Genomic DNA, 23,175 nt, shown 5'->3' with positions numbered 1-23,175 from the left:
CGTTGTTCATACTACTCATAAGTAGCTGAATTTATACAACGAAGGGTGACAAATGATGAAAGAAAATGGAATTGATAAAAGTCAGTTAAATTTGCATACACATAAACATGAATTGAAAGAAGAAACATCCATTGAACTAACGGAGGAAGAAGCACAGCTTTTGTTTGAGACGTTACAAAATAAACGAAAACAAGTCATAAATGAAGACATTGATCGGATGTTATAGAGCCAACAGTTTGATGAAGTAAGTGGTGAAAGAATTCTCTAAAAATAACAACTTTTTCGATTTGGAATAAGAAGCCTAAAAAAGCATTGACACATGCATACCCCTCTAGTATCTTGTAAAAGTATGTGCTTTTTTAGGAGGTAAACATGGAGAATCAATCAACACAACACGTAAAAATAACAACAGCTGATCCATCTGCAATAGGGTTATTTGGATTAGCTATGGTGACGCTTGTTGCTTCATCACAGAAATTAGGGTTAACAGAAGGACTTGCTTTTGTATTACCTTGGGCAATCTTCTTAGGTGGCTTTGCTCAGTTATTTGCTTGCATTCATGATGCGAAGCATAATAATACATTTGGTACAACAGCTTTTGGGGCATTCGGATTGTTTTGGCTTGGCGTTGGTACGTCATGGTTAATTCAATTAGGCGTTTTTGGTGACAATTTAGCAGCAAATGTGGATCCAAAACAACTTGGCTTTGCCTTTGTCGGGTATTTAATCTTTAGTGTTTACATGACAATTGGCGCGATGGAGACGCATAAGGTATTATTCTTTATCTTTGTTCTAATTGATTTCTTATTCATTGGCCTATCACTAAGTTCATTTGGCATTATGACAGATGCTACGCATATGCTAGCAGCCGTGTCTGAAATGTGTATTGCTTTATTATCGTTCTACGGTTCAGCAGCCGCTGTTTTAAATGCACATTTTGGTCGAGTGTTCTTACCGATTGGTAAACCATTTGGTATTTTTAAAAAGTGAAAATAAAACAAAACCCCTTTCTTGAAATCAAGAAAGGGGTTTTGTTTTATAAAACGATACTTAACACAATTGGAAGGGTTAGCAGGCTTAAACAAGTACTAATGAGTGTTGAGCTTGAAACGAAATCCGTGTCTGTGTCAAATTGTAAGGCGTACATCGTTGTATTTGCTGCACTTGGCATGGCAGCTATAATAATCATAATTTGCTTTGTCATTTCATCGACCGGTAAAAATAATGTAATGATGAATGCAATAACAGGCGATAAAAAAAGTTTTAAAGATAACGAAAATGAAAGTTTGTTGATAGCCAGATTTTTAATTTTAATATTGGCTAACTGCATTCCTAATACAATCATAATTGTAGGAATCGTTGCACTTGCGACGAGACTAACCGCTTCCTGAATGGGGTTTGATAAAGGAATGTTCATATATTGAAAAATAATCCCTAACGCAGCACCATACATGATAGGCATGCGTTGAACGGCACGAAGTGCAGAGCGGAATCCATTTGCTTCTGGACTGCCTTTCGCAGCGTAATAAACCCCGACTGTGCACATGATGAGCTGTTGTAAAACCATTAAGACAATGGCAATATCAAGACCTATTGCACCGAAAACGAGCAATACGACAGGTGTTCCGTAATTACCATTATTCATAAAAGCAGAAGCTAAAATCATGCCGCATAATTCATTCGTTGGATACTGTTTAATAAAGCCAATTAAATAAACGATTCCAATAATCGTGAAGCAAAGAATGAGAAGAAAAATGCCTAAGTACACATAAGTCATACTCAATGAATTTGTATAAAATGTTTGAAAGGTAAGAATAGGTGACATTAAATATAAAGACATTTTTGAGATGGTTTTCGTATCAAAGCCAATGGTTTTTTGACCAATAAAGCCAAGAGCAAAAATACCAAAGATAGGTAGTAATACTTGTAAAAAGTCCATAGACTCACTCCTTTCAATATCGCTTATTGTTTTTATGATTGTAAGGTATGTAGACAAGTGAAGTAGTTAGGAATACAAACTAGTTCAATAATTTTATTATAGAGAATAGATATAAGACGAAGCAATACATAAATCTATTTAGAAAAGAGGGTAGTTTAAAGGGGGGAGAAGTGTCATTATTTCACTCAACTTACACATTCCTTGCCGACAAAATCCAGCTTTATCAATGGATAGAGGTTATTCTTTTAATCAAGTTACCTTCATCTGTTCATACAAGGTATGATAGATTAGTAAGTAAGAGTAAGATGGCAGGAAAATGGTGCTTGATTAAAAGGGAGAGAAATAAGATGAGTCGCTTTCATTGTTGTGCAACTTGTAAGCATTTTAAAGCGGTTAAGTTAGAAAAAGGGATGCTTTATTATTGTGAACGATTGCGGTATGAAACAAAACCAAACTATCAGTTTACTTGTTGGGACCCAACAGAGCAGGTTCAAAGGCTAATAGAAAAAGAAAACATAAAAAAAGATTGAAAGCGCTTCAATTTTTTTGGTACGCTTTTTATAGATTATAAAAGAGGGTGAGAAAATGACTGAATATACATATGAGCTAACCATTGATTGTGCAAACAAGCTAGATGAACAAGATGAGCTTGCGTCCTATCGCCAGGAATTTTACTTGTCTGCATCATCTATTTACATGGATGGGAATTCATTAGGTTTGTTAAGTAAGCGTGCCGAGCAAACGTTATTAGACGTCTTAGATGATTGGAAAAACCTCGGAATTGATGGGTGGATGAAGGGGAAGCATCCGTGGTTTCATTTGTCTGAAAGCTTAGGTGTAAAAAGTGCATCATTAGTAGGCGCTCTTCCTGAGGAGGTAATGGTAACTGGTTCAACGACAGTGAATCTCCATCAGCTTGTTGCCACGTTTTATAAACCAGATGGAAAGCGAACAAAAATTTTAGCGGATGAGTTGAACTTTCCGTCTGATATTTATGCACTTAAAAGTCAGCTTCAACTTCGAGGGTTTGATCCTGACACGCATCTTGTTCAAGTGAAAAGTAGAGATGGTCGTTTTATTGATGAAGAAGATGTGATTGCAGCGATGACAGATGAAATTGCACTTATTGTCTTGCCGACGGTGTTATATCGAAGTGGTCAAATTCTTGATATGAAACGTTTAACAGAAGAAGCCCATAAACGAGGGATTATGATTGGCTTTGACGGCTGTCATTCAGTAGGTGCCATTCCTCATCACTTTCACGATTGGAATGTAGATTTCGGCTACTGGTGTAATTATAAGTATTTAAATGGAGGTCCAGGAAGTGTAGGGGGCTTATATGTGCATGAGCGTCATTTTGGCAAAGAAGCTGGGCTTTCAGGGTGGTTTGGTTCTCAAAAAGAAAAGCAATTTGATATGAATCATACATTTACACAAGCAGAAGCAGCTGGTGCTTATCAAATTGGTACGCCTCATATTATGAGTCTAGCTCCTCTTATTGGGTCACTTGATTTGTTTTTAGAAGTCGGAATAAAGAGAATACGAGAGAAATCACTTCGTTTGACTGACTATCTTATGTGGTTAATTGATCAAGAGCTTGCTGACATGGGATTTACTATTGGAAATCCGCGTGATGAAAAGCGTAGAGGTGGGCATGTAAGTCTTGAGCACAAAGAAGCAGCACGCATTTGTAAAGCATTAAAAGCTGAGAACGTTATACCAGATTTTCGTGCTCCTCATATTATTCGGTTAGCTCCAGTTGCTTTTTACACGTCATTTACAGAGGTGTGGGAAGTAGTACAACGATTAAAGACCATTATGGTTGAAAAGAAATACGAACACTATAAAAATGAGCGTGAAGTAGTGGCATAAGGGGGGAGATAAAAATGAAGGAGAAAGACGGCCAGCCGTTAGAAAAGGGCATTCAAACAGATTTTAAGAAATCGATGTCTTATGGAGATTATTTGCAGCTTGATCAAATTTTATCAAGTCAACAACGGTTATCTAATCACCATGATGAAATGTTGTTCATTATTATTCATCAAACAAGTGAATTATGGATGAAGCTTATTTTACATGAGTTATCAGCAGCGACGAGGTGTATTCAGCAAAATGAATTAGAAGAGGCATTTAAAATGCTTTCACGTGTGTCTCGTATTCAACAACAATTAATTCAGTCGTGGAGCGTATTGTCCACGCTCACACCCGCTGAATATATGGAATTTCGAGACAAGCTAGGTCACTCCTCAGGTTTTCAATCGTACCAAAACCGTTTAATTGAGTTTGCACTAGGGCATAAAAACAGTCATACATTGTCTGTTTATCAGCATGAACCCAATCTTCATCACACGTTGAGTCAGGCATTGCAAGAGCCTAGTATTTATGATGCATCAATTCAAGCTCTTCACATGAGGGGTTTGTTAGTGGATGAAGGCTGCTTAATGAGAGATTGGTCAAAGGAGTATGAATCCAATAAAAGTGTAGAAAATGCTTGGCTAGCCGTATACCAAGATGTGGAGAAGTACTGGGATTTGTATGAATTAGCTGAGAAGCTAGTTGATATTGGTAGTCAGCAACAACTATGGCGATATCATCATATGATGACGGTCGAACGAATTATTGGTCATAAAACAGGGACAGGTGGTTCCTCGGGCGTTACGTATTTAAAAAAAATAGTAGAGCATCAGTTTTTTCCAGAGCTATGGAGTTTACGTACAAAGCTGTAAAAGGAGATGAGGTAAATGAATAGATGGATTGACGTCTCACAAAAATTGACTAATGAAATACCGGTTTGGCCAGGAGATACTCCTTTTTCCTATCAAGTGAGCTGGAGTAAAGAAGAAAGTGGATCCGTGAATGTAGGGCAAATAAATATGAGTACACATACAGGGACGCATATTGATGCACCGTTTCATTTTGATGATGAAGGACAGTGTGTTATTGATTTAGATGTGAATTTGTATATAGGAGATGCACTTGTTGTACATGTAAAGAATGCTAAAAGGATTGAGCTAAAGGAATTGGCTCATCTGTCTCTAGAAGGAGTGACGCGGTTGCTTATTCGGACCGATGCGTGGACAGATCGAACGTCCTTTCCTGCCACCATTCCACCTGTTGACCCAGAGCTTGTTCCTTACCTAGCGAAGCAAGGAATTCGGTTACTCGGTCTTGACTTACCATCTGTAGACGCGCTTGATAGTAAAGAGTTAGCTGCTCATCATGCCCTGCATGAAAATGGCATTCACATCTTAGAAGGACTTGTACTAGATGAAATAGAAGAGGGGATGTATGAACTAGCTGCATTGCCTTTGCCATTAGTTGAGGGAGATGGAAGTCCTGTACGAGCGGTGTTGCGTCAGAAGTAAAAAAGGTGAAGTCAGATTATATGACTTCACCTTTTGTATACATAGCAATTATTCTTCTTCAGTTTCGTTTAAGTTGTTACGGCAAAATGCCTCAATCATTTCTTTTTCATCATCTTCTAATTCAAAGTCAAGATACTCATTTGTTTCTGTTTCTACAAAGTTGTAGTTTGAAATTAACTGCTTGTCACCATCTACTGTGTAAAGAACCTTCAAAGCAAGTCCTTTGTCTGTATGTAATTCATCGTCTTCAGGTACATCTAAATAAAGCAAGAATTCATAACGATCGCCAGATAAAATGTTAAATGGATCTTTAATTTGTTCAACTGTATATTCTGTAATTGTTAGCATACGCAGCACCTTTCATGTTTAACAAAGATTTCATTCCTTATTATACACATTTTTTCGTCATTTCAAAGGAAAGTGAAGAGGAAATCTCGAACACATTGATAACCGCCTTTTACTTTATTATCTTTTTGAAAAGGTAGTATAATAGGAACAGAAAAGTCGAACTAAATCGGATAAGGAAGTATGTGACTATGATTGCAAATGAAAAAGTAGCATTCATTACTGGTAGTGCGACAGGCATTGGAAAACGAACAGCGATTGAGCTTGCGAAGCAAGGGATTCATATTGTGATTAATTATATGCGCAGTGAAGAACAAGCATTTGAATTAGCTCGTTATTTAGAGAAGCAATATCGTGTTACAGCCATAGCACTTCAAGGTGATATCTCATCATTCTCAGATTGTGAGCGCATGGTGGAAGTAGTGAAGGAGCAGTTTGGTCGCATTGATTTATTAATCAACAATGCAGGCCCATACGTATTTGAACGAAAATCAATGGTTGAATACGATGTGGATGAATGGCATTACTTAATCAATGGAAACTTAAATGCGGTGTTTTATTTATGTAAGCTTATTGTTCCGATTATGAGAGAGCAAAGGTGGGGTCGCATTGTAAACTTTGGCTTTGATCGAGCAGAGACCGCTACAGGATGGGTATACCGATCAGCGTTTGCTGCGGCAAAGGTCGGCCTTGTTTCACTAACGAAAACACTCTCATTAGAAGAAGCAAAGCATGGCATTACGGTTAATATGGTATCTCCTGGCGATATTACAGGGGAGTGGAAAGAAGCCGACATTGAATCGGCTCAATCTGTCACAGAGCCACATACACCTGTTGGTCGCGTCGGAACTGGCGAAGATTTATCACGTGTCATTGCGTTCTTATGTGACGATAAATCTGACTTTATGACCGGAAATGTGATACCTATAACGGGTGGAAAAGATGTGTTAGGCAAGATTATGTATGAGCAATAAGCAAAACAGAAAGAAACCAGTCAAGAAGATTCCACCTCTTGGCTGGTTTTTTTCATGCATTTGATGATTGTTGTGTTCATTCGTAACGAGTCATTGCTTTCTTCCGTGAATCACTCGTTTTTTATTTTCAATGTGTAACAGTATAATAGTACCATTTGGAAGTAGATGGTTCGTTTACTACATCTCCTTAGTGTGTTTCTTTTTTCTGTTTTCGTTAGAAAGAGTGACGAGATGACGGTTAGTTTTAATAAAGAAGTATTTGTGAAAGTATTTGGCCATTAGAAATATGTAAATAGCAGAAAACAGTAAGAAAATCATCATCATAACGGAAAGTACAAATTGATTTGATAGTCCCATTAGGTAGTGAGCCACAACATAGCCAGCAGGAACAGAGATAGAAGCTAGTTGATAATGCCAAGCAGGCGTTTGTTTACTTTCTTCGGGCTCAAGTGTAGCGTATCGGTTTAGTTGACGACGAATAAATAAATAATTCGCTCCAATAAATAGTAGAATAGAAAAAATATAATAAATGGGCGATGTAATCGTAAGCATATAAGAGTATTTTAGAGCTAACATAAAATAACAAAAAGATCCTACAACTCCGAGCCATCCTATAAATAATGTGAATTCTATTTCTGTATTTTCAGGTTTCTTTATGAATAATCGAAGTGCCCACAAGTTAATGAGTACAATAAATGGTAAAGTCAAATAGATAAATAATTGAATCGGTGGCACTAATAAAGGTAATAAGATAATAAAGTCTAATAGTAAAAAAGTTAAGCCGAAAATTAAATAACGTACTTGATTGGTAGGCAATGGTTGTAGTTGATTAAGTATGTGCGAAGGTAACTCTTTTCCTTCAATTTTAGGATTTATTTTTAGCATATATGTCCTCGTTTTAGACTAGTGTGTTATATTGTGGGATTATTTAACAAATGAGCCAAGACGCTTAAGATTCTTGGCTCGTTTCATTTGCTGTGAGAAATGCTTTGAATTCTACTTCTTCTTCATTCACAAACCCTGTAAAAATAACTTTGGCAATATCGTTGTGATTAAACACGTACGTGTATTCAGGAGAAATGTATCCTTCAGGATAAGGAACGCCAACATAATCATACATCTGATGCTCGTTTTCTTCGTTCGTAACGAGTAGTTGCTTTCTTCCGTGAATCATTAGTTTTTTATTTCCACCATGTAATAGTAGAATAGAGCCATTTGGAAGTAGATGGTCCATTACTACACCTCCTTAGCCTGTTTCTTTTTTCTGTTTTCGTTAGAAAGAATGACGAGATGACGGTTAGTTTTAATAAAGAAATATTTGTGAAAGTATTTGGCCATTAAGAACATATAAAAGGTCGACAACATCAGGTATACCATCATCATAACTGACAGTACGAGTTGATTTGATAACCCCATTAAGTAGTGAGTAACCATATAACCAGCAGGAACAGAGACAGAAGCTAGTTGATAATGCCAAGCAGGCGTTTGCTTACTTTCTTCGGGCTCAAGTGTAGCGTATCGGTTTAGTTGGCGGCGAATAAATAAATAATTCGCTCCAATAAATAGTAAAATAGAAAAAATATAATAAATGGGTGATGTAATGCCAAGCATGTAGGAGTATTTTAACCCTAGCATAAAGTAACAAAATGCCCCAATTACGCCTAACCATCCTGTAAATAAAATGGATTCCATTTCTGTGTGAATAGGATTTTTTACAAGTAATCTCAAAGCCCACAAGCTTATAAAGGCTAATAAAGGTAAGGTAAGATATAGGAATAGTTTAATAGGTGGAGCAAGTAAAGGTACGATAATAAGTAAGTCTAAAAGGAAAATAGCTGCACCAAAGACTAACGTTTTAATTTGGCTAACTGGTAATGGTTGTAGTTGCGCTAATATGTGTATAGGTAATTGTTTAGGTTTCAAATCTTTGTTTATTTTTAACATGTCAAACCTCTCTTGTTAGCAATAGAATTTTCAATTTAGGTTATTTAAGTAATTCTTTTAAACTATCAAAACTTTTCTCAACATTCTCTTTTAAAGTATCAGAAACGGTTGTTTCACTTTTACCAAATCTTATTCCTTCAAATGCATATGTTGCAGACACGGAAGCGAGGAATCCAACTGCTGCAGCTGCAACTATAGGAGCGCTAAAAGCTCCTGCAAGCCCAACTACAAATGCCCCACCAGCTAAAGAAACGGCCCCTAACCCAACATCCACCGCTGCATCACCAACTATTTTAGATGTGGACGCGTTTGATTGAACATTGCTATTTATGTTTTCAACAGTCGTAACTCCAATTCCAAGCCATCCGATTTTTCCTTTTAAGGTGGACTTTACAGCACCAACAGGACTGACGTACTCCGCCACTTTAAGGTTATTGCCAAGTTTGACTTGAGATTTTATATAGTTTTCATGATATTTTGCACTCTTTATACCAAGAGACTCCCCACTTTTAACAACATGATGATCGCCAACTTTACTAATTGTCGTGCCGTTTCTTACGACCTTAAAAGAGGTACTAAGTAAAGCTGCTCCATCTGTCACCGTGCCAAATCCATTACCGAAAGAGGAAACTGGTGCTTTCCAATCCATTGTGACACGCGGCTCTGACATGAACGGCAGAGGGTATTTAGACTGCTCGTCCTTAAAAGTCTGATAAGCTTCTGTTTTCTTGAATTGCTTGACAGCTGAGTTAGTTATCGCACTGTTCATTACAATCATGTCTTCACATTGTTTTACATAGTTCGTTAAGACGCTTACGGTTGTTTGTAAGTTTTGTAGTTCTTTGCTTTGTTCTGCGTCAAATTGTTCAACATCTTCTACGGTCTCTTTTATATTTTTTCGCGCATGCTCGATTCCTTTTAACACAGCACGATCTTTAAGCGGTGATAAGTGAACGATGTCACTAATTTTGCTAATGGTATCATTCGCAGCATCGGTTAATTCCACCGTAATGTTTTGAATCTTGGTTAAATCTTGTTGTAACTCTGTCTCAAGGTAATGAGTGTGAATAACGCCATCGTTTTCGGGTTCTACAGCCGGATAGGCTTCTTCAATGCTTTTTAACGTTTGATAGAACGTGATGAGAAACTCATTATAATAAGTTAAAAAAGGTACATGACATTCTTGAAAGAACGATTTTAGTGCATCGGCTCCTTTTCCTTGAAAGGCATCTTCCAAAGAAAGAAATTCATTTACATTCGTAATCACGTTATCCAGTTGAGTTTGATAAGAGTGAATAGCTTTCATTGAGTCATTAAGGTTTGTGGTTAACTCTCTAACCTTTAATACTTTCATTTATAATCCCTTCCTTAAGGTGACTTTATTGAAGAAGAAATAGTATGGTCTGCCTCTTTTAGTGAGGTTATAGATGTTTGAGTCACATCAATACTAGCTGTTAACAGGGTCGTGTATCGTTTAGATAACTCTACTAAACTTTGATTCAATTCACTGAGCTTATTCAACACTTCTAAATTCGAATCAATTGTTGTAGCGTTTGTGTGATATGTAAGATTATCGACAGAAGCTCGTAAGTTACTTAATGCTTTTTCGACTTCACTATTGTTTACTTTGATTTGTTTACTCATCATTATTCTTCCTTTTTCTTCATTTGTTCTTCTTCAGCTCGTTGTATACGTTCATGTAGATGAACAATATCTGCTTTTAAACTACTAATTTCAGCTTTTAACAAATTGATAGTCGCAGTAAGCTGAACATTCATGATTTGATCATAATTGGCTCTTATCTCGGTATCTCGATCTGTATCAAATCTTTTAGCTGTTTTGCCATTCCATAAGTTTGGTGGAAGGTTGGGGTTTGTACAATAATCAACATTCATATAGAATTCATCATAAATATGTTCTAATTCATAGTTTGCCTTTGAAAGACGAGACAGATGTTCCTGTTTTAGCTGTAGCGTTGAATAAAGTGTTGAGAGTGAAGAATCAAACACAGTGTAACACCTCATTTATATAAAATAAGTCTTAATAACCAATCATCAAGATTTTACCATACGTGACTTTTCTTTTTTTATGCGATTGTAAAAAATGGTAAAATAAGCCTAAAGGAGATTTTGAATTCATTCTATAATAGGTAGATAGATAGAGATGAATGATAGGAGAAGCAAGGGGGGAGAAAGTGAGGATGGAGCTAGCTTTAAGAAGAATGCAGACTATGATGCGTCAAGATGCAGGGGTGGATGGCGATGCACAGCGAATCTCTCAATTAGTATGGATGCTATTTCTAAAAATATATGATGCAAAAGAGTTGATGTGGGAAGCACAGGATGAACAATTTCAATCTATCATTCCTGAAGAATGCAGATGGAGAAGCTGGGCTCTTACTCATAAAGGAAGAGAATGGTTAACAGAAGATCGTTTACTAGACTTCGTCAATGAGCATTTGTTTCCCACTTTGAAAGCGCTTGAAGTTAACGAATCGACTGAGCAACGAAAAAGGATTGTGAAAGAGGTTTTTGTAGATACTCATAATCATATGCGCAGTGGGGTGTTGCTACGAGAGGTTCTCAACATTTTAAATGAAATTGACTTTACCGTACATAATGAACGACATCTTTTTAATGACATGTATGAGCTCATCGTCAAAGATTTACAATCGGCAGGTAACGCTGGTGAATTTTATACGCCTCGGGCTGTGACGGATTTTATTGTGCAGATGATTAATCCAAAAGCGTCGGATACCATCGCTGATTTTGCATGTGGAACGGGTGGTTTTTTAACCTCTGCTTTAACGTATGTACAAAGTAAAAAAGGAGAGATACCACCATATGTGTTTGGCATTGAGAAAAAGCCGTTCCCTTATTTGTTAGCGGTAACAAACCTTATGCTGCATAACATTGATTCTCCGCAAATTATACGTTGTAATTCATTAGGAGCCAATGTTGTCAATGAGCCTAGAGCTGAGAAATTCGATGTTATCTTAATGAACCCTCCTTATGGTGGAGTTGAAAACGAGACAATTAAAGAACAGTTTCCACCTTCCTTTCAATCATCTGAAACAGTCGATTTATTTATGGTATTAATTATGCGCCGTCTAAAAGAGAACGGCAAAGGAGCAGTTGTGTTACCAGATCACTTTTTGTTTGGTAGTGACAAAGCAAAGGTCTACATAAAAAAGAAGCTCATTGAGGAATTCAACCTTCACACGATTGTTCGACTTCCAAAAGGTGTGTTTGAACCATATACAGATATCCCCACCAATATTTTATTCTTTGATAACACGTGCCCAACAACCGATGTTTGGTACTTTCAACACCCATTGCCAGCCGGAAGAAAAAGTTATTCAAAAACAAAGCCATTACATCATTCAGATTTTCAAATTGAAGCAGAATGGTGGAGTAATCGAAGAGAGAATGAGCATGCTTGGAAGGTAAATGTTCAGGACATCTTTTACCGAAGCTATAACTTAGATTTCAAACATCCTAAGCAATTGAACCCTCAAGTTGTTACCTATAAAATGACTGAGTTAGTCACTGAACTTGAACAGTCGATGCATCGTGTACATACCTTAATGGCGGAGCTAAGGGAGGAAAAAAACGATGAGAACGGTTAAAGTAGGTGATTTGTTGATGAAAGTAAAAGATTTAGTACTCGTTGAAGATGATGTCATGTACAAACGTGTCACAGTAAAAACAAAGGGACAAGGTGTCTTTTTAAGAGATCAGAAAATCGGCAAACAGATTGGAACGAAGCGACAGTTTCGTATAAAAGAAAACCAATTTTTACTTTCAAAGATTGATGCAAGATACGGAGCATTTGGCATTGTGACGAAAGAATTAGAAGACGCCATTATAACAGGGAATTTTTGGACTTATAATGTGAATAGTAAAAAAGTGAATATTCATTGGTTTAATCATTTTGTAAATACGGATCGTTTTATCAATATGTGTGAATATGCGAGTGTAGGGACAACTAATCGAAAATATTTAAATGAGGACCAATTTCTGAATGTGACATTACAGCTTCCAGAGATAGAGGAGCAAGCTGAAACAATAAACAAACTAAATAAAATAGCCAGGATGTTAAAGGAAGTAGATAGGCAGAAAAGTATCATTTGTGAAATGAAAAAAGTGATTGTAGAGGAAGCGTTTAATTAGTGACAAAGGCGCTGCGTTAAAAGGGGAAAAGAGTGTCTGTTTAGTAGAGCTCGCAGCATCCTTTGCCCCTGATGTTTAGTAATCATTCGCCGAAGATGTTTCGCTCCTTGCAAGAGCAGTTAAGGCGGATTTCTTACTTCTCTTTAAGATAAGCGATGATGTTCTGCATGTTTCACAAACATTTGTTCATCTTCAATTAATCCACACGCTGCACATTGAATGCGACGCTCTGGTCCACGGTATGGCGTATGAAAAGGATCAAGGCTATCGTTTGTATACGTATCTGTTACATCACCGGTCTTCGGATCAATTTTTACAGATGTTGCTTTTTGTTCAATGACGTTAAAGCGTGTGCGATTTGTTTTGCAGCTGGGGCATAAATACGGGTTTGCCATTCACTACACCTCCTAGTTGTTACAGTATCCAATTATGCAAAAAACATGCTAATAAGTAAGAGGAGGTTCTAGTGAAATGAGCCGTTCTTCGTTAAAATAGGAAGTAGGTGATGAAGATGAAAGTAAGAAAAAGCTTACAAGAAGTGATAAACATACTAAACGAACAAGAACAGTACCGAGATAACATTGTTCATTGGCATACCATTGATGAGAAGGAAGCAAAAACAGCACCTTTTCCTTCTTTTATTCATGAAAAGTTAAAAAAAGCGCTTGAAAAAAGAGGCATTGCTTCTCTTTATACACATCAACAAACAGCATTTGAATTAGCTTATACGAGACAAAGTTTCGTCGCTGTTACACCAACAGCGTCAGGTAAAACGCTTTGCTATAACTTACCGGTGCTACAAAGCATTATTGAAAATGAGCAGTCACGTGCACTCTATTTATTTCCGACAAAAGCACTAGCGCAAGATCAAAAGAGTGAACTAAATGAAATCATTGATGAAATGGGCGTAGCGATTAACAGTTACACGTATGATGGAGATACCCCAGCAAACATTCGTCAAAAAGTGCGAAAAGCTGGTCACGTTGTCATGACAAATCCAGACATGCTTCATTCAGCTATTTTGCCACATCACACAAAGTGGGTGTCGCTGTTTGAAAACTTAAAGTACATTGTCATTGATGAACTACATACGTATCGAGGAGTATTTGGCAGCCATGTAGCAAATGTAATTCGACGTTTAAAAAGGATTTGCCGCTACTATGGAAGCGAACCAACGTTTATTTGTACATCGGCCACTATTGCAAACCCAAAAGAGCTTGCCGAGGAATTAACGGGAGAAAAGGTAGTATTAGTTGATAATAATGGAGCGCCAGCGGGTAAAAAGCATTTTGTTTTTTATAATCCGCCTATCGTTAATAAACCGTTGAATATCCGAAGAAGTGCGACATTAGAGGTGCGAAATTTAGCAAGTGAGTTTCTTAAAAATAAAATTCAAACTATCGTATTTGCACGGAGTAGAGTCCGTGTTGAAATCATTTTAACGTACCTACAAGAACTTGTGAAAAACGAGCTACAAGCAAAGTCTATTCGAGGTTATCGAGGTGGTTATTTGCCACAGCAGCGTCGTGAAATTGAAAAAGGGTTGCGAACAGGTGATATTTATGGAGTAGTTAGTACAAATGCGCTAGAGCTAGGCGTTGATATTGGCCAGCTACAAGTATGCATTATGACTGGCTATCCAGGGACTGTGGCAAGTGCGTGGCAGCAGGCAGGACGTGCAGGAAGACGGCATGGTGAGGCGGTTATTGTAATGGTAGCAAGCTCAAGTCCCCTTGATCAATATATGATTCAACATCCTGACTATTTCTTTAGTCGAAATCCAGAAACGGCGCGCATTAACCCTAACAATTTAGTGATTTTAGTCGATCATTTGAAATGTGCATCGTATGAATTGCCTTTTAAGCAAGGAGAGACGTTTGATGGTGTTGACATTGAGGAGGTGCTCGAATTTTTAACGGAAGAACGCGTTCTTCATATGAGTGGTGAAAAGTGGTATTGGATGAGTGATTCGTTTCCTGCTCACAACATTAGCCTCCGATCTGCTTCTCAAGAAAATGTGATTATTATTGATCAGTCGGATGTAGCGAATGTAAAAGTCATTGGAGAAATGGATCGCTTTAGTGCAATGACGTTACTTCATGATGAAGCGATTTATTTACACCAAGGCATTCAGTACCAGGTCGAATATCTTGATTGGGATGAGAAAAAGGCATACGTGCGTGAAGTGGATGTGGATTATTTTACCGATGCCAATTTAGCAGTAAACTTAAAAGTGTTAGAAGCAGATAAAGAGAAACAAGAGCTTGAATACGATATTGGTTATGGTGATGTGATGGTCACGGCGATGGCGACGATTTTTAAAAAAATCAAATTTGAAACACACGAAAACATTGGTTCAGGTCCTATCCATTTACCAGAAGAAGAGCTTCACACAAACGCTGTTTGGCTTAGTTTTTCACGAAGTAAGATGGAAAGTATGACAGAAGAGCGGTTAGAACAAGCGTTAATTGCAGTAGCCAACGCTCTTCAATCAATTGCACCATTACGAGTGATGTGTGATCCGTCTGATTTACATGTCGTTCCACAAGTAAAAGCAATTCACAATGAAGAGCCCACCATCTTTTTATATGATCGTTATCCAGGAGGTATTGGACTCAGCGACAAAGTGTATGAACAAATGAGTAGTATTTTGGATGAGGTATACAAGCTAATTACAACTTGTATCTGTGAAGATGGTTGTCCATCGTGTGTCGGAACAGAAGCAAGTGGTGACACTTCAAAGGCAGATGCGATTCAATTATTAAAGTCATTACGCAAGGTGAACAGCAATGGCGATGAAAAATAAATTAAAGCAGTTACGCAAACATATAGTACGTGAAGACGTAGATAAACAAGAAAAAAAAGAAGAGACAATTATTGAGCCGTCTTCTTCAGATATTCCATTTGTTGAGAAATGGCTTGAATTTGGTGCAAAGCCATTCTTTTTTCAAGGCGAATATATCTTTATTCGAGAAATCACTTACCCATTATCACAGCATCATGGTCTATACCCATTTGCGCATTTAAATATAGTGGCAAACGTTTGGTCACAAGTGGACGTACAGCATCCTTTGTCTTTAAAGCAAAAACAAGTATCAGAGCTTTTCTTTTTTGATACAGAAACAACGGGTTTAAGCGGCGGAACAGGCACAACCATTTTTTTATTAGGATATGCGCATATTTTAGGTGATGAAGTAAAAGTGAAGCAATACTTTTTGCCTTCACCAAGTGCGGAAACAGCGCTGTATTATTTCTTTTTAAGAGATATTAATCAGTTTACAACATCAATTGTTTATAACGGTAAGTCGTTTGACTGGCCTCAAGTAAAGACACGACATACATTATTACGAAACGAGTTACCTCCGTTACCACGATTAGAGCACTTTGACCTTCTGCATCCAGCGAGAAGACTATGGAAGCATAAATTAGATTCTGTCAAATTAACGAAGGTTGAAGAAGAGGTTTTAGAGATAAAACGACAAGGTGATATTCCTGGATATTTAGCGCCAATGATTTATTTTGATTACGTTGAGCGGAAAGATCCACAAGGTGTGTTTGAAGTGATGAAGCATAACGAACATGATATTTTATCATTGATTACATTGTATATTCATCTTTCAAACCAGCTTCTACAAGGTGCCTCACTTAGTATAAAAGAAACATATGAAGTGGCACGGTGGTACGATCAACTTGGTGAAAAGAAAGTCGCACTTCCTCTATATGAGGATGTTTCCATAAAAGAACAAGAAGAGCATGATAAAGCAAAGATGGCACTTGCTCTACAATATAAGCGTGGTCAACAATGGGAAAAAGCGATTGAACAATGGGGAGTTGTCTATAAAGTTGGTCGTGAAAAGATCAAGAGAGAAGCAGCGATTGAATTAGCGAAAGCATATGAACATCGCTATAAGCAATTTGACAAAGCACTTCAGTATACAAAACAAGCATATCAATGGTGGAAAGAAAAAAATCAATTAGTAAAAGTTTATAATGAGAAAGAAAAAGTAGCGTTTGAAAAGCGAATCAAGCGGTTAGAAAATAAGAAAAACAACAAATAATAGACCTATTTTCCTGTGACAATTATGACGGAATATTACCAATTATTAAATTTCTCTTTTTTCTTCATTTTTTTATTGTTCTATTTTTCAGTCATTGATACAATATTTCACTGTAATGACAAAAACTCAATCAAGGGATGAAAGCGTATTTTTTTACATGGTCATAGTGAGCGAGCATGTAGAATATGCAAAACCGGATGAGCGAAAAGTAAAAATGGTGAAGTGGAGAGAGAGCCGTATGAAAAATGTCATTTTATTTTCATTTTTCGCAGTAATTTGCTTAACAGTTATTGTATTAAGTAGCATTAAAAACACGTACTACACATTTATGTGAACACGTACTCGTAAAAATAGGTATTTGAATCAGTACATGTACACATCTCCTTACATATTGTATTAGTGTAATAACTAACTATATGAAAAGGAGAATGCATATGTATTGCAGACCAACAAAATGTTGTCCACCAATTGTTCATCCAACTAAATGTAATACACAATTTAGTGCTCAAGATGTGGTGGTACCACATATTCATCCATCACACACAACTTTTGTAAATCAAACAAACTTTAAACATGTACACTATTTCCCACAAACACAGTCTACTGTTAACGAAGAAACAAGCCAACAATTTATTGGTGGTCCAGGTCAAGTAGCAGGTGCACAACAAATGCCAGGAATGATGCCGGGTATGATGCCTGGAGGTATGCCAGGTCAAGTAGCAGGCGCGCAGCAAATGCCAGGAATGATGCCGGGTATGATGCCAGGAGGTATGCCAGGTCAAGTAGCAGGCGCACAGCAAATGCCAGGAATGATGCCTGGTGCTAATGCTCCGTTTCCAGGTCAAGTAGCAGGTGCACAACAAATGCCAGGTGGGTATCCAGGAAAAGGATATTGTAGATAATAGCCCTAATAGGAACTGATAAATATCAGTTCCTATTATCTTTTTATAAGGAGTTGGGAGCATGGTAAAAGTGCTAGCAATTACTGGTTATAAGCCTTATGAACTTGGGATTTTTGACCAAAAGCATGTAGGAATTACATACATTAAAAAGGCGATACATAAAAGATTACAACCGTTGATTGAAGAAGGTCTAGAATGGGTAATAATAAGTGGACAGCTAGGTGTAGAATTATGGGCGGCAGAAGTCGTGCTTGATTTGCAACTTGAATATCCTGATTTGAAATTGGCAGTGTTAACTCCTTTTCTAGAGCAAGAAGAAAAGTGGAATGAAACAAACCAAGAATGGTATGAATTTATTATTAGTCAAGCTGATTTTGTTGATAGTATTACAAAGAAAAAATATGAAAATCCAGCTCAATTTCGGGTGAAAAATCAATTTATAGTTGCAAAAAGTGACGGATTGCTTATCATATATGATGAAGAGCATGAAGGAAGCCCACAATATATGTTCGAGGCAGCACAGCAAAAAAAAGATCGAACAGATTATCAAATCTACACGGTTACATCATATGACCTACAAGATATTGTAGAAGATGAACAACATTCATCTTATTAATGGGAATTTGTCGAACGAACATTAAAAAGAAAAATTGACAATTCATCCTATTTTTGAAAAAATATAAAGTAATAATGAATAGGGCAAGCGTATTGAGGTGAGGGACATGTTATCGGATAAAATTCGCTTAACAGCAAAAGAAATTTTAGAAAAAGATTTTAAATCAAGTATGAGAGGCTACAATCAAGAAGAGGTAGATAAGTTTTTAGATTCTATTATTAAAGATTATGAAGCATTCCACGAAGAAATTGGCAATCTTCAAGCAGAAAATATGCGTTTGAAAAAACAGCTTGAAGATTCATCAAAGCGTCAGCAGCAAACGTATAATCAAAATCAAGCAAGTGGAACAACAAACTTTGATATTCTAAAGCGCTTATCGAACTTGGAAAAGCATGTATTTGGTAGCAAATTATACGAATAACGTATGGCAAAAATAGGAGTTGCATTCAGCTCCTGTTTTTATTATACTAGTATTTGTCGTCATCAATAGCGTTTGGGTAACCGCTGCATCACTTGAGGATGTAGAGGAAAGTCCATGCTCGCACAGACTGCGATGTCTGTAGTGTTCGTGCCTAGCGAAGTCATAAGCTAGGGTAGTCTAGGTAACTAGGCTAACGGCGGGGAACGGACCTAAGTCTTCGGATATGGTTCTAATACTCTGAAAGTGCCACAGTGACGTAGTCTCATTAGAAATGATGAGAGTGGAACGAGGTAAACCCCTCGAGCGAGAAACCCAAATAATGGTAGGGGCATCTTCCTGAAGGAATTGAACGGAGGGAAGGACAAGTTGACTATCAACTTGTAGATAGATGGTTGCCACCGGAGTACGAGGCTGCTAGCCGATTGAAGTACGAAGGGACAAAACATGGCTTACAGAACGCTATTGATAAGCACTCGACAATTTTATGTAAATAAAATATATACTTAATGATAATGAACTCAAGCAAACTCTCCATTTTAAATGGAGAGTTTTTTAGTGGTTAAAAGATTTTTTAGAGAAATATCTGTTTTTTTATACGTTTTCATTATACAATATGGATTAGTGTTAGATTTTTTGCTAGCGCTTACTTCGACGTAGTTTTGTGAGGGGTTGAACATAATGGAAAAGAAATGGTGGAAAGAAGCAGTCGCTTATCAAATATATCCACGTAGCTTTATGGATTCAAATGGAGACGGTATTGGTGACATTCAAGGTGTTATTTCAAAATTAGATTATTTAAAAGATCTTGGAATCGACGTTATCTGGATTTGCCCAATTTATCAATCGCCAAACGATGATAACGGTTACGATATTAGTGATTATCAAGATATTATGAATGATTTTGGTACAATGGACGATTTTGATCAACTATTAGAAGAAGTGCATGCTCGAGGTATGAAATTGATTATGGATTTAGTCATTAATCATACATCAGATGAGCATCCTTGGTTTATTGAATCACGTTCATCTAAAGAGAATCCATACCGTGATTATTACATTTGGCATGAAGGTAAAGATGGACAAGAACCAAATAACTGGGAGTCTATTTTCAGTGGATCAGCATGGGAGCTTGATGAAGAAACGAAAGAATATTATTTACATGTGTTCTCTCGTAAACAACCTGATTTAAACTGGGAAAATCCAAAAGTACGAGAAGAGTTATATAATATGGTAAATTGGTGGCTAGACAAAGGAATTGATGGATTCCGTGTTGATGCAATTTCTCATATTAAGAAAGTGCCAGGATTCCCTGATCTACCAAATCCAGAAGGATTAGACTATGTACCATCTTTTGAAGGACATATGAATCGAGAAGGTATTCAAGAGCATTTACAAGAGCTAAAAGCTAATACGTTTGAAAAATACGACATTATGACAGTCGGTGAAGCAAACGGAGTAAAGTGGGACGGCGCTGACGAGTGGGTTGGAGCTGAAAATGGAAAGTTCAATATGATTTTCCAATTTGAGCATATGAGTTTATGGGACAAAGGTCAATCAAGTCCACTTGACTTAAAAGAAATGAAAACCATTTTAACGAATTGGCAAAAAGGGTTAGAGAAAATAAATGGTTGGAATGCTTTATACTTAGAAAATCATGACCATATTCGTTCGATTAATAAATTTGGTGATCCAGAATACCGTGAAGAAAGCGCAAAATGTTTAGCAACATTGTACTTCTTAATGCAGGGAACACCATTTATTTACCAAGGTCAAGAAATTGGTATGACAAATGTGAAATTTGATTCAATTGAAGAATATAACGATGTAGGGATGATTAACTACTATCGTATTCAACGTGAAAAAGGTCGTTCGCACGAAGAAATTATGCCGGTAATTTGGGAAACAGGTCGTGATAACTCACGTACACCAATGCAATGGAATACAGAAGAAAATGCAGGATTTTCAACTGGAACACCTTGGATGGGAATAAATCCGAATTATAAAGAAATTAACGTAGAATCCCAAATAAACAATGAATTCTCAATTTTAAGCTTCTATAAAAACCTTGTTCGCCTTCGTAAAGAACATGAAGTTCTTGTATATGGCACGTACGATTTAATTCTACCTGATCATGAAAAAATCTATGCGTATACGCGAACACTTGGCAATGAGAAAGTAGTCGTTGTATGTAACATGTCTCGTCAGGAAGAAGCATTTGAGCTTCCGGAAGATATCGCATTTACAAGCCAAAAAGTTTTAGCGAATAACTATCCATTAGATAGCGTTGAGTCTGCTCATGCATTTACGTTAAAGCCTTATGAAACACGCGTTTATTTATTAACAAGTGAATAATGAGCAAACGGTTGCGCATATTTGAAAAATTATTTTGTGCGCGATAAAAATGAGAAGAGAACGGTTTGGAAAGTGAAAAAATTTGTTTGATGCACACGGAATTATGAACCGAACTTAGTGATGTTATTGAGTTTGGATGGTGGTTTAAGTTGCATGAGGGTGTCTCTAAAGGAACGCTTTTACCTTTAGAGACACCCTCTTAATTTTGCAAGATTGTTTGAAATGTACATAGAGATGTGGTACTTTACAGATACATCTAAATTGAAATTAAATGAGGTTAAAACATGGGTAAGTATAAAATTATTGCGACAGCTGCAATGGGAATTGAAGCACTCGTTGCAAAAGAAGTACGTGCATTAGGATATGAATGTGAAGTAGATAATGGAAAAGTGATATTTGAAGGAGACGAGCTTGCTATCGCTCGTTGTAACTTATGGCTTCGTACTGCTGACCGTATTAAAATACAAGTTGGTCAGTTTAAAGCAACGACGTTTGATGAGCTTTTTGAAAAGACGAAAGCCCTTAATTGGGGAGATTATTTACCAGTTGATGCACAATCTCCGGTCAGTGGTAAATCGGTGAAATCAAAATTATTTAGTGTATCAGATTGCCAAAGTATTGTGAAAAAAGCGATTGTAGATAGTGTGAAGAGTCATTATAAAAAAACGACAGGCTGGTTAGAGGAAACAGGACCTGTCTTTAAAATTGAGGTTGCGCTGTTAAAAGATATTGCTACATTAACGATTGATACAAGTGGAGTTGGTTTGCATAAACGAGGTTACCGTGTAGATCAAGGGGAAGCACCTCTTAAAGAGACATTAGCAGCAGCTCTTGTTATGTTAACATCATGGACACCTAACAAGCCATTTGTTGATCCTTTCTGTGGATCTGGAACCATTCCAATTGAAGCAGCTCTAATTGGTCAAAACATCGCTCCAGGATTTAATCGTGATTTTATTTCAGAGCAATGGCCTTGGATGTCTGCTGATGTTTGGGATAAAGCGAGAGAAGAAGCCGAAGATGTTGCAAATTATGACCAAGAGCTTGATATTACTGGGTTTGATATTGATCATCGTATGGTGAAAATGGCTCAGGAAAACGCATTTGAAGCAGGACTTGGTGATTTAGTGACGTTTAAACAAATGCAAGTGCGTGATTTTACAACGAGGAAAGAATATGGTGTGATCATCGGAAATCCTCCATATGGGGAGCGTCTAAGTGATCGCCCATCGGTTGAAAAGATGTATGCAGAAATGGGACAAGCATTTTCTGAGTTAGATACATGGTCAATTTACATGCTAACGTCTCATAAAGGCTTTGAGCAATTTTATGGCAAACAAGCAACAAAAAAGCGAAAGCTGTTTAATGGATTTATTGAAACAGATTACTATCAATATTGGGGGAAACGTCCGCCAAGAAACAATCAATAGTAGATCGTATGAAAAGCGTGGTGCAATCGGCATCACGCTTTTAAGTTTGTCTCTGTTCTTTAAAGGTATAACTCTTTGAGCATTTGTATATAGTAATAGTATTTCATAAATTCATTTGCCTGAGTAGGAGGGCGTATGCATGACGTATAATCAAATTGATTTTGAGAGAATTCATCACGCACTAGAGAATAGCTATGAGCTGCTACAGAAACAAAATGATGTAGCAACAAACACATTATCAGAACTTGAAAAAGCGAAACAAGAATATAAATCAGCGTGGTCGTTTGCTACATCAATTGATGAACGGTACATTTCATATACAACACCAAATATCGAGGAATTATAAAAACGAGCAGGCTTTAGCAAAAGCAGTAAGAAGTATTTCATTAAAAAAGACAACATCCCTTGCCTCTAACATCCATTTACACCTTTGGATAGAGAGGCAAGGGATGTGTCATGCCGTCATGCTTTTTTCTTTTATCTTCTAGATGTAAAACAATATTGACAATTCCTGCTGAATAATTGATAATTAATGTTTGTTTGAAAGATTTTATTAGGGCAATAATGAACCATTATTGCGTAATGTTAAAAGTAGAATGAAGAAAATAAAGGATACATAAGCGATTGGAAAAGCTAAAGCATCACTTTCCAATCGCT

General features: G+C 37.0%; 27 protein-coding genes and 1 other RNA gene. 19 read left to right on the top strand and 9 right to left on the bottom strand.

The genetic code is table 11. The features are described 5' to 3' along the window. The first annotated feature begins 55 nt into the window (after positions 1 to 55). Both JOC83_RS10595 and JOC83_RS10590 read left to right on the top strand, forming a co-directional pair. Complete coding sequence (locus JOC83_RS10595; RefSeq protein WP_205186928.1) at positions 56 to 226, top strand: hypothetical protein; 171 nt, start codon at positions 56 to 58, stop codon at positions 224 to 226. A 146-nt stretch (positions 227 to 372) separates the two neighbouring features. After that, on the top strand, positions 373 to 990 hold the full coding sequence (locus JOC83_RS10590; RefSeq protein ID WP_205186926.1) for an acetate uptake transporter: 618 nt from the start codon (positions 373 to 375) through the stop codon (positions 988 to 990). Between the two features lie 46 nt (positions 991 to 1,036). Here JOC83_RS10590 and JOC83_RS10585 read toward each other — a convergent pair whose 3' ends face one another. Then, a complete protein-coding gene (locus tag JOC83_RS10585; RefSeq protein WP_205186925.1) occupies positions 1,037 to 1,939 on the bottom strand; it encodes an AEC family transporter in 903 nt (300 codons plus the stop codon). Between the two features lie 170 nt (positions 1,940 to 2,109). On the opposite strand from JOC83_RS10585, the gene JOC83_RS20260 reads away from it, so the two are divergent. The 4 genes from JOC83_RS20260 to kynB are packed head-to-tail and all read left to right on the top strand — an operon-like array spanning position 2,110 to position 5,304. Continuing rightward, positions 2,110 to 2,469, top strand: coding sequence for a hypothetical protein (locus JOC83_RS20260; RefSeq protein ID WP_338038899.1), 360 nt, complete (start codon positions 2,110 to 2,112; stop codon positions 2,467 to 2,469). Positions 2,470 to 2,524: 55 nt separating this feature from the next. Beyond that, positions 2,525 to 3,811 carry a kynureninase gene (gene kynU / locus JOC83_RS10575; RefSeq protein ID WP_205186923.1) on the top strand — a complete coding sequence of 429 codons (1,287 nt, stop codon included), beginning with the start codon at positions 2,525 to 2,527 and terminating at the stop codon, positions 3,809 to 3,811. 14 nt (positions 3,812 to 3,825) lie between these two features. After that, complete coding sequence (gene kynA / locus JOC83_RS10570) at positions 3,826 to 4,665, top strand: tryptophan 2,3-dioxygenase (RefSeq protein ID WP_205186921.1); 840 nt, start codon at positions 3,826 to 3,828, stop codon at positions 4,663 to 4,665. Positions 4,666 to 4,680: 15 nt separating this feature from the next. Then, on the top strand, positions 4,681 to 5,304 hold the full coding sequence (gene kynB, locus JOC83_RS10565; protein ID WP_205186913.1) for an arylformamidase: 624 nt from the start codon (positions 4,681 to 4,683) through the stop codon (positions 5,302 to 5,304). 48 nt (positions 5,305 to 5,352) lie between these two features. Here kynB and JOC83_RS10560 read toward each other — a convergent pair whose 3' ends face one another. Next, positions 5,353 to 5,652 (bottom strand): DUF6509 family protein, encoded by a 300-nt coding sequence (locus JOC83_RS10560; RefSeq protein ID WP_205186906.1) that lies wholly within the window; start codon positions 5,650 to 5,652, stop codon positions 5,353 to 5,355. Between the two features lie 188 nt (positions 5,653 to 5,840). Here JOC83_RS10560 and JOC83_RS10555 point away from each other — a divergent pair, with 188 nt between their 5' ends. Beyond that, the gene (locus JOC83_RS10555) at positions 5,841 to 6,623 is read left to right on the top strand and encodes an SDR family oxidoreductase (protein WP_205186904.1); all 783 of its coding nucleotides are present in this window, start codon (positions 5,841 to 5,843) and stop codon (positions 6,621 to 6,623) included. A gap of 177 nt (positions 6,624 to 6,800) precedes the next feature. Here JOC83_RS10555 and JOC83_RS10550 read toward each other — a convergent pair whose 3' ends face one another. From JOC83_RS10550 to JOC83_RS10525, 6 genes are all read right to left on the bottom strand, one after another. Next, on the bottom strand, positions 6,801 to 7,508 hold the full coding sequence (locus JOC83_RS10550) for a hypothetical protein (RefSeq protein WP_205186902.1): 708 nt from the start codon (positions 7,506 to 7,508) through the stop codon (positions 6,801 to 6,803). 64 nt (positions 7,509 to 7,572) lie between these two features. Then, entirely contained in the window at positions 7,573 to 7,857 is a 285-nt protein-coding gene (locus JOC83_RS10545; RefSeq protein WP_205186900.1) for a DUF4176 domain-containing protein, read from the bottom strand. Between the two features lie 2 nt (positions 7,858 to 7,859). Continuing rightward, on the bottom strand, positions 7,860 to 8,567 hold the full coding sequence (locus JOC83_RS10540) for a hypothetical protein (protein ID WP_205186899.1): 708 nt from the start codon (positions 8,565 to 8,567) through the stop codon (positions 7,860 to 7,862). A 40-nt stretch (positions 8,568 to 8,607) separates the two neighbouring features. After that, on the bottom strand, positions 8,608 to 9,921 hold the full coding sequence (locus JOC83_RS10535) for an LXG domain-containing protein (RefSeq protein WP_205186898.1): 1,314 nt from the start codon (positions 9,919 to 9,921) through the stop codon (positions 8,608 to 8,610). Positions 9,922 to 9,935: 14 nt separating this feature from the next. Beyond that, on the bottom strand, positions 9,936 to 10,211 hold the full coding sequence (locus JOC83_RS10530) for a DUF5344 family protein (protein WP_205186897.1): 276 nt from the start codon (positions 10,209 to 10,211) through the stop codon (positions 9,936 to 9,938). Between the two features lie 2 nt (positions 10,212 to 10,213). Continuing rightward, positions 10,214 to 10,576: a hypothetical protein gene (locus tag JOC83_RS10525; RefSeq protein ID WP_205186896.1), complete on the bottom strand. Its 363-nt coding sequence runs from the start codon at positions 10,574 to 10,576 to the stop codon at positions 10,214 to 10,216. A 191-nt stretch (positions 10,577 to 10,767) separates the two neighbouring features. Here JOC83_RS10525 and JOC83_RS10520 point away from each other — a divergent pair, with 191 nt between their 5' ends. Together JOC83_RS10520 and JOC83_RS10515 are read left to right on the top strand one after the other, a co-directional pair. Continuing rightward, positions 10,768 to 12,195, top strand: a complete 1,428-nt coding sequence (locus JOC83_RS10520; protein ID WP_205186895.1) for a class I SAM-dependent DNA methyltransferase — start codon at positions 10,768 to 10,770, stop codon at positions 12,193 to 12,195. Next, entirely contained in the window at positions 12,182 to 12,739 is a 558-nt protein-coding gene (locus JOC83_RS10515; RefSeq protein ID WP_205186894.1) for a restriction endonuclease subunit S, read from the top strand. Before JOC83_RS10520 ends, JOC83_RS10515 begins: the two co-directional genes overlap by 14 nt. A gap of 143 nt (positions 12,740 to 12,882) precedes the next feature. On the opposite strand, the gene JOC83_RS10510 is transcribed toward JOC83_RS10515, so the two are convergent. Continuing rightward, positions 12,883 to 13,134, bottom strand: a complete 252-nt coding sequence (locus tag JOC83_RS10510) for a DNA alkylation repair protein (RefSeq protein WP_205186893.1) — start codon at positions 13,132 to 13,134, stop codon at positions 12,883 to 12,885. Positions 13,135 to 13,250: 116 nt separating this feature from the next. On the opposite strand from JOC83_RS10510, the gene JOC83_RS10505 reads away from it, so the two are divergent. From JOC83_RS10505 to JOC83_RS10460, 10 genes are all read left to right on the top strand, one after another. Then, positions 13,251 to 15,545, top strand: coding sequence for a DEAD/DEAH box helicase (locus JOC83_RS10505; protein ID WP_205186891.1), 2,295 nt, complete (start codon positions 13,251 to 13,253; stop codon positions 15,543 to 15,545). Beyond that, positions 15,529 to 16,797 (top strand): ribonuclease H-like domain-containing protein, encoded by a 1,269-nt coding sequence (locus tag JOC83_RS10500; RefSeq protein WP_205186890.1) that lies wholly within the window; start codon positions 15,529 to 15,531, stop codon positions 16,795 to 16,797. Before JOC83_RS10505 ends, JOC83_RS10500 begins: the two co-directional genes overlap by 17 nt. A 157-nt stretch (positions 16,798 to 16,954) precedes the next feature. Next, a complete protein-coding gene (locus JOC83_RS10495) occupies positions 16,955 to 17,131 on the top strand; it encodes a hypothetical protein (protein ID WP_205186888.1) in 177 nt (58 codons plus the stop codon). A 100-nt stretch (positions 17,132 to 17,231) separates the two neighbouring features. Further along, positions 17,232 to 17,699: a spore coat protein gene (locus JOC83_RS10490; protein WP_239583455.1), complete on the top strand. Its 468-nt coding sequence runs from the start codon at positions 17,232 to 17,234 to the stop codon at positions 17,697 to 17,699. Positions 17,700 to 17,760: 61 nt separating this feature from the next. Further along, complete coding sequence (locus tag JOC83_RS10485) at positions 17,761 to 18,315, top strand: SLOG family protein (protein ID WP_205186884.1); 555 nt, start codon at positions 17,761 to 17,763, stop codon at positions 18,313 to 18,315. Positions 18,316 to 18,421: 106 nt separating this feature from the next. Continuing rightward, positions 18,422 to 18,736, top strand: a complete 315-nt coding sequence (gene gpsB / locus JOC83_RS10480) for a cell division regulator GpsB (RefSeq protein ID WP_110112321.1) — start codon at positions 18,422 to 18,424, stop codon at positions 18,734 to 18,736. A 68-nt stretch (positions 18,737 to 18,804) separates the two neighbouring features. After that, positions 18,805 to 19,193: RNase P RNA component class B (gene rnpB, locus JOC83_RS10475), an RNA gene on the top strand. A gap of 221 nt (positions 19,194 to 19,414) precedes the next feature. Then, positions 19,415 to 21,088 carry a glycoside hydrolase family 13 protein gene (locus JOC83_RS10470; protein WP_205186882.1) on the top strand — a complete coding sequence of 558 codons (1,674 nt, stop codon included), beginning with the start codon at positions 19,415 to 19,417 and terminating at the stop codon, positions 21,086 to 21,088. Positions 21,089 to 21,372: 284 nt separating this feature from the next. Beyond that, positions 21,373 to 22,518: a THUMP domain-containing class I SAM-dependent RNA methyltransferase gene (locus JOC83_RS10465; protein ID WP_205186880.1), complete on the top strand. Its 1,146-nt coding sequence runs from the start codon at positions 21,373 to 21,375 to the stop codon at positions 22,516 to 22,518. 139 nt (positions 22,519 to 22,657) lie between these two features. Next, complete coding sequence (locus JOC83_RS10460; RefSeq protein ID WP_205186878.1) at positions 22,658 to 22,864, top strand: DUF3921 family protein; 207 nt, start codon at positions 22,658 to 22,660, stop codon at positions 22,862 to 22,864. Positions 22,865 to 23,175 lie beyond the last annotated feature (311 nt).

Origin of the sequence: Priestia iocasae (assembly GCF_016909075.1) — a bacterium.
GTDB lineage: Bacteria > Bacillota > Bacilli > Bacillales > Bacillaceae_H > Priestia > Priestia iocasae.
This window is presented reverse-complemented; position numbering and strand designations above follow the sequence as displayed.

What these genes read in the sequence shown, in the direction of transcription:
- JOC83_RS10595 (WP_205186928.1), top strand. Translation starts at nt 56, where the DNA reads ATGAAAGAAAATGGAATTGATAAAAGTCAGTTAAATTTGCATACACAT.
- JOC83_RS10590 (WP_205186926.1), top strand. Translation starts at nt 373, where the DNA reads ATGGAGAATCAATCAACACAACACGTAAAAATAACAACAGCTGATCCA.
- JOC83_RS10585 (WP_205186925.1), bottom strand. Translation starts at nt 1,939, where the DNA reads ATGGACTTTTTACAAGTATTACTACCTATCTTTGGTATTTTTGCTCTT.
- kynU (WP_205186923.1), top strand. Translation starts at nt 2,525, where the DNA reads ATGACTGAATATACATATGAGCTAACCATTGATTGTGCAAACAAGCTA.
- kynA (WP_205186921.1), top strand. Translation starts at nt 3,826, where the DNA reads ATGAAGGAGAAAGACGGCCAGCCGTTAGAAAAGGGCATTCAAACAGAT.
- kynB (WP_205186913.1), top strand. Translation starts at nt 4,681, where the DNA reads ATGAATAGATGGATTGACGTCTCACAAAAATTGACTAATGAAATACCG.
- JOC83_RS10560 (WP_205186906.1), bottom strand. Translation starts at nt 5,652, where the DNA reads ATGCTAACAATTACAGAATATACAGTTGAACAAATTAAAGATCCATTT.
- JOC83_RS10555 (WP_205186904.1), top strand. Translation starts at nt 5,841, where the DNA reads ATGATTGCAAATGAAAAAGTAGCATTCATTACTGGTAGTGCGACAGGC.
- JOC83_RS10550 (WP_205186902.1), bottom strand. Translation starts at nt 7,508, where the DNA reads ATGCTAAAAATAAATCCTAAAATTGAAGGAAAAGAGTTACCTTCGCAC.
- JOC83_RS10545 (WP_205186900.1), bottom strand. Translation starts at nt 7,857, where the DNA reads ATGGACCATCTACTTCCAAATGGCTCTATTCTACTATTACATGGTGGA.
- JOC83_RS10540 (WP_205186899.1), bottom strand. Translation starts at nt 8,567, where the DNA reads ATGTTAAAAATAAACAAAGATTTGAAACCTAAACAATTACCTATACAC.
- JOC83_RS10535 (WP_205186898.1), bottom strand. Translation starts at nt 9,921, where the DNA reads ATGAAAGTATTAAAGGTTAGAGAGTTAACCACAAACCTTAATGACTCA.
- JOC83_RS10530 (WP_205186897.1), bottom strand. Translation starts at nt 10,211, where the DNA reads ATGAGTAAACAAATCAAAGTAAACAATAGTGAAGTCGAAAAAGCATTA.
- JOC83_RS10520 (WP_205186895.1), top strand. Translation starts at nt 10,768, where the DNA reads ATGGAGCTAGCTTTAAGAAGAATGCAGACTATGATGCGTCAAGATGCA.
- JOC83_RS10515 (WP_205186894.1), top strand. Translation starts at nt 12,182, where the DNA reads ATGAGAACGGTTAAAGTAGGTGATTTGTTGATGAAAGTAAAAGATTTA.
- JOC83_RS10510 (WP_205186893.1), bottom strand. Translation starts at nt 13,134, where the DNA reads ATGGCAAACCCGTATTTATGCCCCAGCTGCAAAACAAATCGCACACGC.
- JOC83_RS10505 (WP_205186891.1), top strand. Translation starts at nt 13,251, where the DNA reads ATGAAAGTAAGAAAAAGCTTACAAGAAGTGATAAACATACTAAACGAA.
- JOC83_RS10500 (WP_205186890.1), top strand. Translation starts at nt 15,529, where the DNA reads ATGGCGATGAAAAATAAATTAAAGCAGTTACGCAAACATATAGTACGT.
- JOC83_RS10495 (WP_205186888.1), top strand. Translation starts at nt 16,955, where the DNA reads ATGGTCATAGTGAGCGAGCATGTAGAATATGCAAAACCGGATGAGCGA.
- JOC83_RS10490 (WP_239583455.1), top strand. Translation starts at nt 17,232, where the DNA reads ATGTATTGCAGACCAACAAAATGTTGTCCACCAATTGTTCATCCAACT.
- JOC83_RS10485 (WP_205186884.1), top strand. Translation starts at nt 17,761, where the DNA reads ATGGTAAAAGTGCTAGCAATTACTGGTTATAAGCCTTATGAACTTGGG.
- gpsB (WP_110112321.1), top strand. Translation starts at nt 18,422, where the DNA reads ATGTTATCGGATAAAATTCGCTTAACAGCAAAAGAAATTTTAGAAAAA.
- JOC83_RS10470 (WP_205186882.1), top strand. Translation starts at nt 19,415, where the DNA reads ATGGAAAAGAAATGGTGGAAAGAAGCAGTCGCTTATCAAATATATCCA.
- JOC83_RS10465 (WP_205186880.1), top strand. Translation starts at nt 21,373, where the DNA reads ATGGGTAAGTATAAAATTATTGCGACAGCTGCAATGGGAATTGAAGCA.
- JOC83_RS10460 (WP_205186878.1), top strand. Translation starts at nt 22,658, where the DNA reads ATGACGTATAATCAAATTGATTTTGAGAGAATTCATCACGCACTAGAG.